The organism is Bradyrhizobium sp. USDA 4474, from assembly GCF_054057515.1.
In genome coordinates this window covers 5,419,070-5,434,104 of sequence record NZ_JBSRZJ010000002.1, presented here as the reverse complement: position 1 = coordinate 5,434,104, position 15,035 = coordinate 5,419,070, and the positions used below count along the sequence as shown (strand labels likewise).

15 protein-coding genes are annotated in these 15,035 nt (G+C 62.3%); 10 read left to right on the top strand and 5 right to left on the bottom strand.

Annotated elements, in window-relative coordinates; all coding sequences use genetic code 11:
- Window positions 1-4 precede the first annotated feature (4 nt).
- From ACVW16_RS27135 to petA, 4 genes are all read right to left on the bottom strand, one after another.
- Window positions 5-2,170, bottom strand: a complete 2,166-nt coding sequence (locus ACVW16_RS27135; RefSeq protein WP_456702072.1) for an anthranilate synthase component I — start codon at window positions 2,168-2,170, stop codon at window positions 5-7.
- Window positions 2,171-2,400: 230 nt separating this feature from the next.
- Window positions 2,401-3,075: a dienelactone hydrolase family protein gene (locus ACVW16_RS27130; protein WP_456702071.1), complete on the bottom strand. Its 675-nt coding sequence runs from the start codon at window positions 3,073-3,075 to the stop codon at window positions 2,401-2,403.
- A gap of 149 nt (window positions 3,076-3,224) precedes the next feature.
- Complete coding sequence (fbcH, locus tag ACVW16_RS27125) at window positions 3,225-5,288, bottom strand: cytochrome b/c1 (RefSeq protein ID WP_456702070.1); 2,064 nt, start codon at window positions 5,286-5,288, stop codon at window positions 3,225-3,227.
- A 62-nt stretch (window positions 5,289-5,350) separates the two neighbouring features.
- Complete coding sequence (petA, locus tag ACVW16_RS27120) at window positions 5,351-5,881, bottom strand: ubiquinol-cytochrome c reductase iron-sulfur subunit (protein WP_092227410.1); 531 nt, start codon at window positions 5,879-5,881, stop codon at window positions 5,351-5,353.
- 278 nt (window positions 5,882-6,159) lie between these two features.
- Here petA and ACVW16_RS27115 point away from each other — a divergent pair, with 278 nt between their 5' ends.
- The 5 genes from ACVW16_RS27115 to ACVW16_RS27095 are packed head-to-tail and all read left to right on the top strand — an operon-like array spanning window position 6,160 to window position 9,285.
- Window positions 6,160-6,618 carry a tRNA (cytidine(34)-2'-O)-methyltransferase gene (locus ACVW16_RS27115; RefSeq protein ID WP_456702069.1) on the top strand — a complete coding sequence of 153 codons (459 nt, stop codon included), beginning with the start codon at window positions 6,160-6,162 and terminating at the stop codon, window positions 6,616-6,618.
- Between the two features lie 19 nt (window positions 6,619-6,637).
- On the top strand, window positions 6,638-7,270 hold the full coding sequence (queE, locus tag ACVW16_RS27110) for a 7-carboxy-7-deazaguanine synthase (protein WP_456702068.1): 633 nt from the start codon (window positions 6,638-6,640) through the stop codon (window positions 7,268-7,270).
- A gap of 14 nt (window positions 7,271-7,284) precedes the next feature.
- Window positions 7,285-7,650, top strand: a complete 366-nt coding sequence (locus tag ACVW16_RS27105) for a 6-pyruvoyl trahydropterin synthase family protein (protein ID WP_456702067.1) — start codon at window positions 7,285-7,287, stop codon at window positions 7,648-7,650.
- Between the two features lie 4 nt (window positions 7,651-7,654).
- Window positions 7,655-8,554, top strand: coding sequence for an oxygen-dependent coproporphyrinogen oxidase (gene hemF, locus ACVW16_RS27100; RefSeq protein WP_456737863.1), 900 nt, complete (start codon window positions 7,655-7,657; stop codon window positions 8,552-8,554).
- The gene (locus ACVW16_RS27095) at window positions 8,545-9,285 is read left to right on the top strand and encodes an HAD family hydrolase (protein WP_456737862.1); all 741 of its coding nucleotides are present in this window, start codon (window positions 8,545-8,547) and stop codon (window positions 9,283-9,285) included. The genes hemF and ACVW16_RS27095 overlap by 10 nt, the downstream gene beginning before the upstream one ends.
- Before the next feature lie 193 nt (window positions 9,286-9,478).
- On the opposite strand, the gene ACVW16_RS27090 is transcribed toward ACVW16_RS27095, so the two are convergent.
- Window positions 9,479-10,090 carry a hypothetical protein gene (locus ACVW16_RS27090; RefSeq protein WP_456702064.1) on the bottom strand — a complete coding sequence of 204 codons (612 nt, stop codon included), beginning with the start codon at window positions 10,088-10,090 and terminating at the stop codon, window positions 9,479-9,481.
- A gap of 1,094 nt (window positions 10,091-11,184) precedes the next feature.
- Here ACVW16_RS27090 and ACVW16_RS27085 point away from each other — a divergent pair.
- The 5 genes from ACVW16_RS27085 to ACVW16_RS27065 all read left to right on the top strand — a co-directional run bounded on the left by ACVW16_RS27085 (window position 11,185) and on the right by ACVW16_RS27065 (window position 14,918).
- Entirely contained in the window at window positions 11,185-11,637 is a 453-nt protein-coding gene (locus tag ACVW16_RS27085) for a hypothetical protein (protein ID WP_456737861.1), read from the top strand.
- Between the two features lie 374 nt (window positions 11,638-12,011).
- Window positions 12,012-12,194 carry a DUF1059 domain-containing protein gene (locus tag ACVW16_RS27080; protein WP_456737860.1) on the top strand — a complete coding sequence of 61 codons (183 nt, stop codon included), beginning with the start codon at window positions 12,012-12,014 and terminating at the stop codon, window positions 12,192-12,194.
- Window positions 12,195-12,314: 120 nt separating this feature from the next.
- Window positions 12,315-12,611, top strand: a complete 297-nt coding sequence (locus ACVW16_RS27075) for an antibiotic biosynthesis monooxygenase family protein (RefSeq protein WP_456702061.1) — start codon at window positions 12,315-12,317, stop codon at window positions 12,609-12,611.
- Between the two features lie 186 nt (window positions 12,612-12,797).
- Complete coding sequence (locus ACVW16_RS27070) at window positions 12,798-12,995, top strand: DUF3303 domain-containing protein (protein WP_456738318.1); 198 nt, start codon at window positions 12,798-12,800, stop codon at window positions 12,993-12,995.
- A gap of 363 nt (window positions 12,996-13,358) precedes the next feature.
- Window positions 13,359-14,918: a serine hydrolase domain-containing protein gene (locus tag ACVW16_RS27065; RefSeq protein WP_456737859.1), complete on the top strand. Its 1,560-nt coding sequence runs from the start codon at window positions 13,359-13,361 to the stop codon at window positions 14,916-14,918.
- Window positions 14,919-15,035 lie beyond the last annotated feature (117 nt).

Here is a 15,035-nt window from a genome sequence, read left to right as displayed (position 1 = left end):
CCTCTCAATTGACCGGCGCATCCAGCCGGAACGCATTCTCGACAATTCGCAAGCCCACCTCGCCGCCGAGCGACATCAGCGATTCCGGGTGGAATTGCACGCCGGCGACCGGCAGGGTCTTGTGCTCCAGCGCCATGGCAACACCGTCCTCGGTGCTGGCGGTGACGTTGAGCACATCAGGCATGCTGTCGCGCTCGACGAACAGCGAGTGATAGCGGCCGATGACGATCTCGTTCGGCAGATTGCGCATCAGCCGTCCGCCCCGCACCTGGACCCGCGACGGCCTTCCGTGCGCCGGATGGGTGAGCTGGCCGAGCTCGCCGCCGAAATATTCGCCGATCGCTTGCACGCCCAGACACACGCCGAACACCGGTAGCTTGTTCTCCAGCGCCGCGTCGATGGTTTTCTTGATCCCGAAATCCTCCGGGCGGCCCGGCCCTGGCGACAACACCAGCAAATCCCACCTCTTCTGCTTGAGCATGGCGAGCGCATGCACATAGCGGACCACGGTGACTTCGGCGCCGACCTGGCGGAAGTAATCGGCGAGCATGTGCACGAAGCTGTCGTCGTGATCGATCAGCAGCACGCGCTTGCCCGAACCGGTGGCGTCAGGCGCAAACGCCGACAGCGGTTTCGGCGGGTCGCCGCGCAGTGCCTGGAACAGCGCTGCCGCCTTGACCTGGCATTCCCGGTCCTCGGCAGCCGGATCGGAATCGAACAGACAGGTGGCGCCGACGCGCACCTCGGCCAGACCATCCTTCATGCGGATGGTGCGGATGGTGAGACCGGTATTGATGCTGCCGTCGAAGTTCACGGCGCCGATCGCGCCGGCGTACCAGCGCCGCGGCGAACGTTCGTGATCCTCGACGAACTGCATCGCCCAAAGCTTGGGCGCGCCAGTCACCGTCACCGCCCAGGCATGGGTGAGGAACGCATCAAGCGCGTCGAAGCCGGGGCGCAGCATGCCCTCGACATGATCGACGGTGTGGAAGAGCTTCGAGTAGGTCTCGATCTGCCGTCGCGCCAGCACCTTGATCGTGCCGGGGACGCAGACGCGCGCCTTGTCGTTGCGGTCGACGTCCGTGCACATGTTGAGCTCGAACTCGTCCTTCTCCGAGTTCAGCAGCTGGCGGATCTGCTCGGCATCGCCAATTGCATCTGTGCCGCGCGCGATCGTCCCTGATATCGGGCAGGTCTCGACGCGGCGCCCGTCGGAGCGCACGAACATTTCCGGCGAAGCGGAGACGAGGAATTCGCCCTCGCCCAGATTCATCAGCGCGCCATAGGGCGACGGGTTGATGACGCAGAGGCGCTGAAACACTTCGGCCGGCGAGCGCTCGCAGGGCTCGGCGAAGAGCTGGCCCGGCACCGCTTCAAACAGATCGCCGCGGGCAAAGGCCGCGCGCGCGGTCTCGACGGTGGCCTGATATTCGCCGGGCGCGTGATCGGCAAAACCCTGGCGATCCGTCTTCACATACGGGCTCTCTGCTGTCTCGCGCGGCAGGCCTTCGGTCGACTTCCCTTTCCAGGCGAAATCGTAGGAGAGCGCGACGCCACGCCCGGTGGCGCGGTCATAGGCGAGCAGGCGATCCGGGACATAGAGCACAATGTCGCGCTGGTCATTTTCGCGCGGACGCTTCTGCACGAGATCCTCGATCTGGAAGACGAGGTCATAGGCGAAGGCGCCGAACAGACCGAGCAGCCCGTCGTCATTGGCCGAGAAGGCGGCAATGATGTCGCGCACCAGCGACATCACGCTCGCGCGACGCGTGCGCTGATCTTCCTCGACCGGCGCATCACCACGGATGATGCGACCGGCAAGGCGCGCGGCTGATTTCTCGGAGATCACGACGCAGGGTTCGCGCAGGACGTCAGCGAGGAAGGCGATCAGCACCTCGCCGCGCGCATTCAGCGCTTCCAGCCTGAAATTGGTGCCAACGGTCTCGAGCTTGAGCGGGGGATCGGAGAAGCCGAGGTCAAAGCTCTCGTAGCGGCCCGGCACGGTCGTGCCCGAGGACAATACCACGCCACGGCGGCGGTCGAGCAGGTTGATGAGATCGTCGAGCCGGTCGGCGTGACCGGTGAACTGCTCGGCCACGCGGGTGATCGCAAGACCCCCCCGGGTGACGTAGTCGCTTCTGGGCGGAAGAGCAAAGACTGTCCTGTTCATGGGGTCCTCTTACGAAACTTGCCGAGGGAACGCCACACAGGACAAACGATCAGGCCGCCGCGCTGTGCCGGCGACCTCAGACGATTTTAGGAGAATAAATCGCACCGGCCACCTCTTAGGAGGTGCGCCACCAACGACGGGATGGGCGGGCTGCGGTGCTCATGGGCGGATACTCACCATGGCGCGGGGGCTGCGTCAAGGGCAGCTCCCCGCATCACGGCCAAGGGCGGTTAACCCAGATGCTTCCTGAGAAACTCCGTCGCCCGACCCCAGGCGAGCTCGGCGGCTTCGCGGTCGTGCACGGCCTGGCGTTGCTCGTTGACGAAGGCGTGCTCGGCGTCATAGCGGAACAGCTCCAGCGACTTGCCGGCGGCCTTCATGGCCTTCTCGAAGCCGTCGACCAGCTCCGGCGTGCACCAATCGTCCTTGTTGGCAAAGTGGGCCTGGAGCGGGATCTTGACGTCGGCGGGCTTGGCCGCCTGCTCCGGCGGAATGCCATAGAACACGACACCGGCGGCAAGCTCCGGTACATGCACCGCGCCGATGATGGTGACGGCGCCGCCGAGGCAGAAGCCTGTCAGCCCGACCTTGGCGCCGTTGCGCGACAGGTATTGCGTAGCGCCGCGCACCGTCTGCGTGGTGGCGTCCATGAAGTCGAGCGAGTTCATCTCTTTGCCGGCTGCATCCGTATCGTGATACGGCACCACCTTGCCCTTGTAGAGATCGGGCGCCAACGCGTCGAAGCCGGCAAGCGCGAAGCGGTCGCACAGGCCCTTGATCTGCTCCGACAGGCCCCACCATTCCTGGATCACGACCACGCCCGGCGCGTTGCCGCGTGCGGCGTTGGCGAGATAGCCCGAGGCATCCTTGCCGTCCGGACGCTTGAAGGTGATCGTGGTTCCCATGGTGTCCTCCGATGGTTTGTGAGGGAGAGGCTGGCGGTACTTTGGCGGCTGGGCACGCGATAGGCAATCGCATCGAACAACACACGCGCGTGTCCAATAAAAAAGCCCCCTTGCGGGGGCTCCTTCATTCTCGTTTCGCGTCCGGCCGCTCAGTGCGAGTCGGCCCAGACCTTCTTCTTGGTGAAGTACATCAGGAACGCGAACAGGATCAGGAACACGAACACCTGGAGGCCGAGGCGCTTGCGCGCTTCCATGTGCGGCTCGGCGGTCCACATCAGGAACGTGGTGACGTCGTGAGCGTACTGCGCAACCGTCGCCGGCGAGCCGTCATCGTAGGTCACCTGGCCGTCGCTGAGCGGCTTCGGCATCTTGATGGCGTGGCCCGGGAAGTACTTGTTGTAATACGAGCCTTCCGGGATGGTCACGCCTTCCGGCACCTTGTCCTCGAAGCCCTGGAGCACGGCGGCGACGTAGTCTGGGCCCTGCTCCTGATACTGGCTGAAGAAGTCGACGATGAACATCGGGAAGCCGCGGCCATAGGAACGCGCCTTGGTGATCAGCGACAGGTCGGGCGGCGCCGCGCCACCGTTCGCCGCACGAGCCGCCTGCTCGTTCGGGAACGGCGAGGGGAAGTAGTCGGCCGGCCGGCCCGGGCGCTCGAACATCTCGCCCTGATCGTTCGGACCGTCCTTGATCTTGTAGTCGGAGGCAAACGCCGCTGCTTGCGCCTCCGAATAGCCGGGACCACCGGCTTCCGCGAGGTTGCGGAAGGCGACGTAAGACAGCGCGTGGCAGTTCGAGCAGACTTCCTTGTAGACCTTCAGGCCGCGCTGGAGTGCACCACGGTCATAGTGGCCGAACGGGCCTGCGAACGACCAATTGTTGCCCGGCGGCTTGGTGCCGCCTTCCTCGGCGCGGGCGTCCTGCACGGTGCCGACGAACAGCGTACCGGCAGCGACGAGCGCGACCGCGATCGAGGCGACGGCCTTGCCGCTCCTGGCAAGGATCGCTTCCGAGATCGAGTTCGGCACCGGCCGCGGCGTCTCGATGCGCGACAGCAGCGGCAGCACGATCAGGAAGTAGGCGAAGTAGCAGACCGTCAGGACCCGGCCGGCGATCACGTAGATGCCTTCCGGCGGCTGCGCACCGAGATAGCCGAGCAGGATGCAGACCACGACGAAGATCCAGAAGAACTGCTTGGCGAGCGGACGATACTTCGACGAACGCGTCCTCGCGCTGTCCAGCCAGGGCAGGAAGCACAGGATGATGATCGCCGAGAACATCGCGATCACGCCCGCGAGCTTGTTCGGAATCGAGCGCAGGATCGCGTAGAACGGCAGGTAATACCATTCCGGCACGATGTGCGGCGGCGTCACGCCGGGGTTCGCCGGAATGTAGTTGTCGGCATCGCCGAGATAGTTCGGCATGTAGAAGATGAACCAGGCGTAGAGCAGCAGGAAGCAGGCGACGCCGAAGCCATCCTTGATGGTCGCGTGCGGCGTGAACGGCACCGTGTCCTTTTCCGTCTTCGGCTCGACGCCGTCAGGATTGTTCTGGCCGGCGACGTGCAGTGCCCAGACGTGGAGCACGACGACGCCCGCGATCAGGAATGGCAGCAGATAGTGCAGCGAGAAGAAGCGGTTCAGCGTCGGATTTCCAACCGAATAGCCACCCCACAGCAGGGTCACGATACTCTCGCCGACGTAAGGAATGGCCGAGAACAGATTGGTGATGACGGTGGCGCCCCAGAAGCTCATCTGGCCCCAGGGAAGCACGTAGCCCATGAAGCCGGTTGCCATCATCAAGAGGTAAATGATGACGCCGAGGATCCAGAGCACCTCGCGCGGCTCCTTGTAGGAACCGTAATAGAGGCCGCGCAGCATGTGGACGTAGACCGCGAAGAAGAACATCGACGCGCCGACCGCATGCATGTTGCGCAGCAGCCAGCCATAGTTCACGTCACGGACGATCAGTTCCACCGACTTGAAGGCGAGATCGGCATGCGGCGTGTAGTGCATTGCCAGGATCACGCCGGTCAGGATCTGCATCCCCAGCATGAAGGACAGGATGGCGCCGAAGGTCCACCAATAGTTCAGGTTGCGCGGGGTGGGATAGACGACGAAGGAGGAATGGACGAGACCAAAGATCGGCAGGCGCCGCTCGATCCATTGCAGTGCCGGATTGCTCGGCTGGTAGTCGGATGGTCCGCTCATGATGCGATCCTGAGGAAATAAAACGACGAGACGGTTCGAGGCTTCGGACGCGGGTCCGAAGCTCAGCCGATCTGGATTTTGGTGTCCGAAACGAAAGTGTACGGCGGCACGGCCAGGTTCGCGGGCGCGGGCCCCTGGCGGATGCGGCCGGACGAATCGTACTGCGAACCATGGCAGGGACAGAAGAACCCGTCGTAATTGCCTTCATGGGCGATCGGGATGCAGCCGAGATGGGTGCAGATGCCGATCACGACCAGCCACTGATCGTGCCCTGACTTGACCCGGGCCTCGTCGGACTGCGGATCGGGCAGGCTCGCCACAGGAACGGCGCGCGCCTCGTCGATCTGCTTCTTGGTGCGATGGCTGATGTAGATCGGCTTGCCGCGCCAGAACACCTTGATGTCCTGCCCCTCGGCAACCGGGCTCAGATCGACCTCGATCGGCGCACCCGCGGCGATGGTCGAGGCGTCCGGATTCATTTGCGAAATGAAGGGCCAGAGCGCGGCGGCGCCCCCTACTGCTGCGGCTGCCCCCGTTGCAACGAATAAGAAATCACGGCGTGTCGGATGGTCCGCCGAAGACGCTGTCGTCACGATTCCAACCCTTTCTTCTTATGCAGCCGGTGGAACCACCCCAGGGGCCCCCAAGGTCCCCGGAACAGTCTGCCGGCGCCCGCGGCCCCCCGCGGCGGCAGAACTTCACTTGTCGCCGCCAGAACAAGGCGAAAACAGCAGTCCAGAATCGTTCTATTGGCACCCTTGCAGGGCGAGCGCAAGCCCGCTAACGGCGCGGGAGCGTGCAATGCACGAATTCCGCGGCCAGCGATGTTTTATTGAGACATTTCCGGCCCACAACCAACCCCGTAACGCCCATGCAGATCGCACTTTTCCAACCCGACATCCCCCAGAACACCGGTACGATTCTTCGCCTGTGTGCTTGTCTGGGAATCGCCGCCCACATCATCGAACCGGCCGGCTTTCCGGTCTCCGACCGGCATTTCCGCCGGGCGGGAATGGACTACCTCGACCATGTCAGTATTGCCCGCCACGATTCCTGGGCGAAATTCGAGGCATGGCGGGAAAGCCAGGGCGCCCGCCTGCTGCTGTTCACCACCAAAGGCGCCACGGACTACCGCGATTTCCGTTACCAGACGTCGGACATCCTGCTATTCGGGCGCGAGAGCGCCGGCGTCACCGACGCGGTGGTCGAGGCTGCGGATGCGCGACTGGTGATCCCGATCGCCGAAGGGTTGCGGTCGCTCAATGTCGCCATGACCGCAGCGATGGCCGCCGGCGAGGCGCTCCGGCAGGTCCGGAACCCGCACCTTTAGAGATGACGAGGAGAGGCCAGTGAGTTACGCGGTCAAGGAAATCTTCCTGACCTTGCAAGGCGAAGGCGCCCATGCCGGGCGCGCATCGGTGTTTTGCCGGTTTGCCGGCTGCAACCTCTGGAGCGGCCGCGAGGCCGATCGCGCCAGCGCGACATGTCAGTTCTGCGACACGGATTTCGTCGGCACCGACGGCACGCTCGGCGGCCGCTACGCCTCGGCCGTGGAACTCGCCGACACCATCGCCGCGCAATGGACCGCAACCGCCGCCAACCGCTATGTGGTGCTGACCGGGGGCGAGCCGCTGCTGCAGGTCGATGACGCCCTGGTCGCGGCGCTGCACGCCCGCGGCTTCGAGATCGGCGTCGAGACCAATGGCACGGTTATCCCGCCTGAGGGGCTCGACTGGATCTGCGTCAGCCCCAAGGGCGGCAGCGAGTTGGTCTTGCGCCGGGGACACGAACTCAAGCTGGTCTATCCGCAGGCCCTCGCCGCGCCCGAGACGTTCGAGAGCCTCGCCTTCGAGCGGTTCTCGCTGCAGCCGATGGACGGGCCGGAGGTCATCGAGAACACCGCGCGCGCGATCGACTATTGTCTGCGCCATCCGCAATGGCGGCTGAGCGTGCAGACGCATAAATCGCTCGGCATCAGATAGGACTGAACGGACAGATGTGGGAATTGACGAAACAGTTCCGCTTCGAGGCGGCGCATACGCTGAAGGGAACGACCTTTGGTGAGGCGAGCGAAGAGATCCACGGCCACTCCTTCCGCGCCGAGGTGACGGTGCGCGGCATGCCGGACCCTGCGACCGGCATGGTGGTCGATCTCGGCCTGCTCCAGCGGTCCATCGAGGACGTGCGCTTGATGCTCGACCACAAGTTCCTCAACAAGATCGAGGCGCTGGGGGCACCGACGCTGGAGAACCTGTCGCGCTTCGTCTGGGAGCGGCTCGCGCATGTCGGCAAGCTCACCCGCGTCAGCATCCACCGCGACAGCTGCAACGAGAGCTGCACCTATTACGGTCCGCAAGGCTAACGACATGACATCGGCAATCGACCCGACCGTCATCGAAGACCGCAAAGCCCGCGCCCGGAGCTGGTTCGAGCATCTGCGCGACGACATCTGCGCGAGCTTCGAGCGGCTCGAGGACGACGCGCCGGAAAGCCTCTATCCCGGCGTGTCAGGCCGCTTCGCGCGCAGGCCATGGCAGCGCACCGACCACTCCGGCGCAGCCGGTGGCGGCGGCGTGATGTCGATGATGTCGGGCCGCCTGTTCGAGAAGGTCGGCGTGCACTGCTCGACGGTGCACGGCGAATTCGCGCCCGAGTTTCGTGCGCAGATCCCGGGCGCGGCCGAAGACCCGCGGTTCTGGGCTTCCGGCATCTCGCTGATCGCGCACCTGCGCAATCCGCATGTGCCGGCCGTGCACATGAACACCCGCTTCGTCGTCACCACCAAGGCGTGGTTCGGCGGCGGTGCAGACCTGACGCCGGTGCTCGACCGCCGCCGCACGCAGGAGGATTCGGACACGCTCGCCTTCCACGCCGCGATGAAGGAAGCCTGTACGGGTCCGAACGGCGTTGCCGATTACGACAAGTACAAGAAGTGGTGCGACGAGTATTTTTATCTGCCGCATCGGAAAGAGGCGCGCGGCGTCGGCGGCATCTTCTACGACTGGCACGACAGCGGCGACTGGGATGCCGACCTCGCCTTCACCCAGGATGTCGGCCGCGCCTTCCTGAAAATCTATCCCGACATCGTGCGCCGCAATTTCGCGACAAGCTGGACCGCCGAGGACCGCGAGGAGCAGCTGATCCGCCGCGGCCGCTATGTCGAGTTCAACCTGCTCTATGACCGCGGCACGATCTTCGGGCTCAAGACCGGCGGCAATGTGGACTCCATCCTGTCGTCGCTGCCGCCCGAGGTGAAATGGCCATGACGACGGCGAAGCCCCTCCCCCGCGCGATGCTGATCGACATGGACGACACCATCCTGTCGGCCTATGGCCGCCCCGAGATCGCCTGGAACACGATCGCGGAAGAATTCGCCGAAGAGCTCGCGCCGCTGCCGCCGGCGCTGGTCGCCACAGCCGTGCTGGCCTATGCGCGGCAGTTCTGGTCGACCGCCGAGCCGATCTGGCGGATGAAGCTCGGCGAGGCGCGGCGGCTCACGGTGCGCGGCGGTTTTGCCGCGCTCGCCGCACGCGGCCATCACGCCCTGTCCGACAATCTCGCCGACCGCGTCGCCGACCGCTTCACCAGCTACCGCGAGGAGGCGATCTTCGTCTTCCCCGGCGCGCATGATGCGATCGACGCATTCAAGGCCCATGGCGTCAAGCTCGCGCTGGTCACCAACGGCGCTGCCGACATGCAGCGCGCCAAGGTCGAGCGCTTCGAGTTGACCCATCGCTTCGACCACATCCAGATCGAGGGTGAGCACGGCTTCGGCAAGCCCGAGGAGCGCGCCTATCTGCACGCGATGGAGGCGCTCGGCGTCACACCTGCGGACACCTGGATGATCGGCGACAATCTGGAGTGGGAAGTCGTGACGCCGCAGCGCCTCGGCATCTATGCGATCTGGCTCGACGCGCATGGCGACGGCCTGCCCGAAGGCTCGACCGTCAGGCCCGACCGCATCATCCGCTCGCTGACAGAGCTCGTGCCGGACTGAATTCTCGAAAACGACCCCATGCACAGTAGCGCGCTGCCGCAATCCCGACGGCCTGCGGATTTTTCGAAGAAGCGTTGACCCGTCGGGCAAAACAGGCGCATGATGTCATCCTCGGGATGTTGGCGATGGAGGCCTCTCCCGCGAACGGCCTCCCGGCCACCGCTTCAACGGAAGCGATGGGCCCGATTGCAGACTACCAATCACCTACCGGCAGCAGCGATGTTCCGGACTTCTCGACGAGCTCGAGACCCGGTGCGGGGTGATGCGGCCGGGTGAAAACGAAACGAGTTGCTGCTGGTATATCCGCTCCGGCTCTGCCGTCTTGGCCGATGAGGATCAGTCCGGCTCCGCCATTTGCCACATTCAGAATGATGAGATCGCCACCCCACGTCCTGATCGGCTCCATTCCGATGGTGAGAAATTCACCCATGGGCTGATCGACATACTGGATGCGCAATTGCGGGCCGACCTCGGCCGCAGCAAGTTCAAGGCCGAGCGATCGAGCGCGCGCGTAAATGTTTGCCAAGGGCACCCTATCGGACGTGAATCCGAGCTGGGCCGGCGATACGCTGACAAGCTCTACATCCGTTTTTTGAGAGCTGACGGTGAACGCCGGCCGCGCCAGGATTTCGGCGGCCTGACCACCGACACTGCAGCCCTTGGCATCCAGCGCATCGCGCAGCGTTATCGAGTCGGCGAAGCTGCCGATTGTAATCGTCTTCCATGCGGGGATATCGCGGGCGGACTTGATAGGCCGTTGGGACGTTAGGGTCGCGCTGGTCCTGAACTTCAGCTGGTTCTGCAATACATCGCGAGCTGCGCATTGAGCCGAAGCGGTGCCCGCGAATGAAATAGTGCAAGCTGCACATATCAGGGGAGCCACGACGTAACGACACATCCGTCCGGCGATCGAACGATCATGACCTGCTCTGCGATCATTGCTTGCCCTGCGATGGGGCCGGCCTATCAGAACAGACATGGCGAAACGCTCTTTCTTGGAGTTCGACAGAAAGAGCCCGCCTCCGAGTCAAGGGGAAGAACGGAGGGAAATGACGTCCATGACATTTCCCGGCCGACTTTGAAAAGCGTCCGGAGGCGGAGCCAGGGGCCTCAAGTATTCCAATTTCCAAACGGTGGGCGGCAGTCCGTAAGCCTGGTCGCCCGCCCCATCACTCACAGGAATGATGTGGTTGGACACGTACCATCACGGCCACCTCGTCTCAATGTCGAGCGTCCGCTCTGGTCACACTGCGAATGGATCAAAAGGGGTATGTCAAACGGAGTATATCTCGTCTGCCATGCTCACTGAGCGGAGCGCAGCACCGTGCGCCGCTGCTTCGCTGCTGGTCGAAAAGCAGGGTGATGCCGGGGATGTGAGCGGTCGTGAAGCCGGGATACGTTGGGGCTTTGCGGCCGAGCGTTATCTAGCGAGATTGCGGCGTCCGGAGATCGAGCGATGCGTTCCATTTTGGCTTTGAGCGTTTTGATCGCGTTGTCGGGCGTTGCGAACGCGGCGCCGGTGCATCATCCCCACCGGCACGCCGCCGTTGGCTCCCAGCAGCGCCTGGTCACGCCGGGTCCAGCATCGAGCTTTGCCTACGCGCCAGCTCGGCCGCCGGGCCAGGTCCGATCCACCCCGTCCTGCGACGAGCCTGAACCATATTTCGGCGCTTGCCAGGGTTATGCGCCCGGCGAGAAGGAGCGGTTTCTTCACAGCTTGTTCAGCCCATGATTGCTTCCACAGGGGACCCGATCATGCCAGGCACGCCACTGCGCGAAGGCTTGCCGGATTGGATGTGATCGCAACTGCAGGCGGGTATGCGGACAGCAGGTCGAGACTGTTCGGAGGCGAGATCCAGCTGACAAGTTTGCGCTTTGCTGACCGGAAGGACTTAGCCAATGAACAGCATTTCGCCGGATATGATACCCAAGCACTTCTGGGACATTCGATACGATCAAAACCACGATCCGAATACGCCGACGCTGCCAAGCATCTCCGAGAGCCCCAATTGCCAGAACTTTGCGTACAGTTTGCTCAAACATTTCGGATTTGAAGTCTCGCCGTTTCGGTCCAGCGACTTATGGCAGGACAGCAGCGAGACCCATGTGGTGTCGGGCGCATTGAGACCACTCGATCTCTTGCTGTTCAATCGAACGAAAAATCCTTGGGGCGCGCACGTCGCACTTTATCTCGGCGCCGACCGCGCCATACATCTTAGCAAGCAGCAGTCCGAACCGGTCATCTGGCCGTTGGCCCAGTTTCAAGAGCTTGCCGCGTATCGAAGCTTCATCGGCGCAAAGCGGCTCCGAAATATTGCCCTCTCGCCTCAAGTAGATCTGAACGCTGGATAGCAGCGGCCGCAGCCAACGCATTGATTGCCAGCGCCGCGCGCAACAGCAAAGGAGGTGGCGTGCTCATCGACGCCTGAGGAGGCCGATGACGATCAGCAGCTTGCCGATCGAAAAGATACCGGGCAAGAGCGACCATCCCGACCAGCCTCCGGACAGGCGAAAAGGGCGCGGAGCCGGCATGTCACTCTCGTCAATGTGTGATACGCTCGATAACGCCTCTGCCGGAGCACGGTAATGACCCTTGCCATCATTTGAAGCTGCCGAGCAGCGATCAAGCCGGTCGCTCTCATAGGTTTGGAGTTAAGGCGGGCGGGCACGATCGTGGGATCAGTTCAGGCGGGACGAATGGCATGCTCGCAATGAGGGAGGTCGATATGGCTAGAATGTTTGTGGATTGCCGAGATTATCCTAGCGAGATGAACTGCACGGTCGCGATTTCAGCCGATTCCAAGAAGGAACTTTTGGAAGCGGCGGTTCAACACGCCACCGCGGTACACGGCCATCAAGATAGCCCGGAATTGCGCCATGAGTTGGCAAAGATGATCAAGACTCAGTAGGCCCGGGCTGATCGGTCCGTGATCGCAACAAGGCGAGCGGCGAATGCGTGCGCTTCAACTCACGCGAACACATAGACGCGATTCGTCTTCGAGAATGTCAGGGTATCATGGGAGAAGACCGTGACCGCTTTCAATGCAGTGCGTTTTCGAGTGAAGCCGGGGCGCGATCAGGAGTTTTTGGACGCGCACAAGACGATTGGAGCAACTTGGCCAGGCTTATTGCATGCCAACATGATCAAGACAGGTGACCGCTCCTACTGCATTATCGCCGAGTGGCAAAGCATGGACGCGTGCATCAAGGCGCGGCCGGATATGATTTCCACTCTCAATTCTTTTCGCGATGCGCTCGAAGACCTCGGCGGCGGTATCGGGGTCACCGATCCGGTTGCGGGTCCGGTTATCTTGTCATTGAAATAAAGGCTGTCGCGAGCCGAGATGGCCGGGCTTGATGCTCAAAAGCGTATCACACCGACGGTGCGCTCAGTTCGACAGCTTGGCGGGTCGAATCGAAGAAGCAGCGGATTTTGGTGGTGATAGCGTCTTCCGACGCGGCGCGCCACGGCCGATGAAGATGGGCACTGCTGTTTCGCCACAGAGGACGGACTGACAATCCAAGCCTTCGTCTCTAACCTGATGGGGGACGGCGGATACGTGTTGGTTGAGACGAATGATCCGACAGTCATCGTCTCTTTCGTTTCTAAGTTTTCCTACTGGACTGATGCCGAGGTAATTCCTGTCATTGATGTAAGGGAAGCTGCTGCCACAGGTGCAGGTTCTCTTGAGTGGGCGCGAAACGCGTGAAAAATTGAGCCCATAAAAAAGCCGGGAGGAGCATCCCTAGCGCATTATCCCGGCAGCCAAAGTCCGTTATGGGGCAAACTGCGAAGAACTCGGGTTGAGCAAATCTGGTCTGCTCTGGCGCGGGGAGCGGACTCTCGTCAGACGCGGCGCAACTTCGCAAACGGCACACTATGCGACATCGCCCTGTCCTCCGCCGTGCCGATAGCGTGGGACGCAATGTCGCAAAACGCGCCCCGCCCTCGGCGAAACTCGCTGAAGCAACCAGTGCGTGTAGAATTTGTCACGAGTTGCCGTCATACTCAGTTTCACCCGCACGGCAACACCCAAGCTTCTTACCCCCCCAAGGCCGAAAGAGAGGCAACCATGCGTCGCAAAACCCCGATCACGGCAGCGTTGCTGGCGGCCATCCACTGCCTCCAGGGACCGGCCGCGTTTGCTGGCGAGGTTGCCGCTCAACCCACCCCGGAGATTCCCTGGCCGACGAAATCCTGGAAGGTGTCGACCCCGGAGGAGCAAGGGATGGACTCGGCCATGCTAGCTCGGCTGGTAGAGAATGTGGGCGGCTACAAGCAAGACAGCGCGATGATCATCCGGCATGGAAGGATCGTTGCCGAAGCCTATTACGCGCCCTATGTCGCAGGGATTAGCCATGATCTCCGATCGGTGACAAAAAGCGTCGTCAGCACTCTGACTGCGATCGAAATCCAGCATGGGCTGCTGGACAGCGTCGATCACCCGGTCCTGGATCTGTTTGGTGACAAGAATGTCGCGAACGTCGACGACAACAAGCGCGCGATGACCGTTCAGACCCTGCTCGACATGACGTCGGGGCTGGCGTGGCAGGAAAGGGCATATACGCCAGATGAGACGATCATCCGGATGTACAAAAGTCCTGACCGCACCAAATTCGTCCTGGACCAGCCGATGTCGGGCCCTCCCGGAAGCAACTTTTACTACAACAGCGGAAATCCTTACGTGCTGTCAGCGCTGATCACCAGAACGACGGGTCTCAGCGCGTTTGATTTTGCAAAGAGGGAGCTGTTCGAGACGCTTGGAATCACCAGCGCGAAATGGGGCAGCGTCGATGCGCAGGGCGTGACTGACGGCGAAGCGGGGCTATTCCTGAACCCCCACGACATGGCGAGGATCGGCTATCTCTACCTTCACAATGGTGCTTGGGAGGGTAAGCAGATCATTCCATCTGCATGGGTCGAGAGGGCGCAGGAGGGAAAGATTGCGGCTTCATTCGGCTTTCATTATGCCAATCTGTGGTGGTCGCTCCCGGAAAAAGGCGCCTACATGGCGCGAGGCCGCCATTCGCAGCTTATCGTAGTGCTTCCGAGACTCGATATTGTGGCGGTCATGACGGGGGTTTTGCGAGACGACGAATTCTATTCAGTGTCGCGGTTCATCGACGACATCACGATGGCCGTCAAATCGGACCAGCCACTACCTCCCGACCCGATCGCGAAGGCACTGCTCGATGCGGCTATCCGCCGGGCCGCAACGGAGCAGCCAATTGCGATTGCGGGTATTCCCGAGTTTGCAAAGGAGATTTCGGGCAAGACATTTCAGCTCGGAGACAACGCGTTGCACGCAAAAAGCTTCTCATTGAATTTCTACGACACCGATTCATCGTGGGTGATCACGACCAGCAGCGAAAGGCCGGGTCGCTCCATCGAGCGGTTCACCGGACTGATGGGACTTGATGGGACCTTTCGCAAAAGTCCGCCCGCGCCGTACGGCATCAACGCCTGCAGAGGGCGCTGGCTGAACCAGCATACCTTTTTTCTCGAGCGCCGAATTCTCGGACATAGCGAGATCCAGACCTGGACACTTGCCTTCGATGGCGGGAAGGTGAACATCGTATTTCAAGATACCGATGGTGCGAAGTTCGAGCTGCACGGAGAGATGCAAGATTGATCTGCGCGTCGGAAGCGAGGGTACGAGGCCGTCTTTGGGTCAACTGCGTCGATCTTGCTGATGCTCCGTGAGGTCCGGTTTACGGCGTTAGCCGACACGCGGACGAACGCCAAGTTT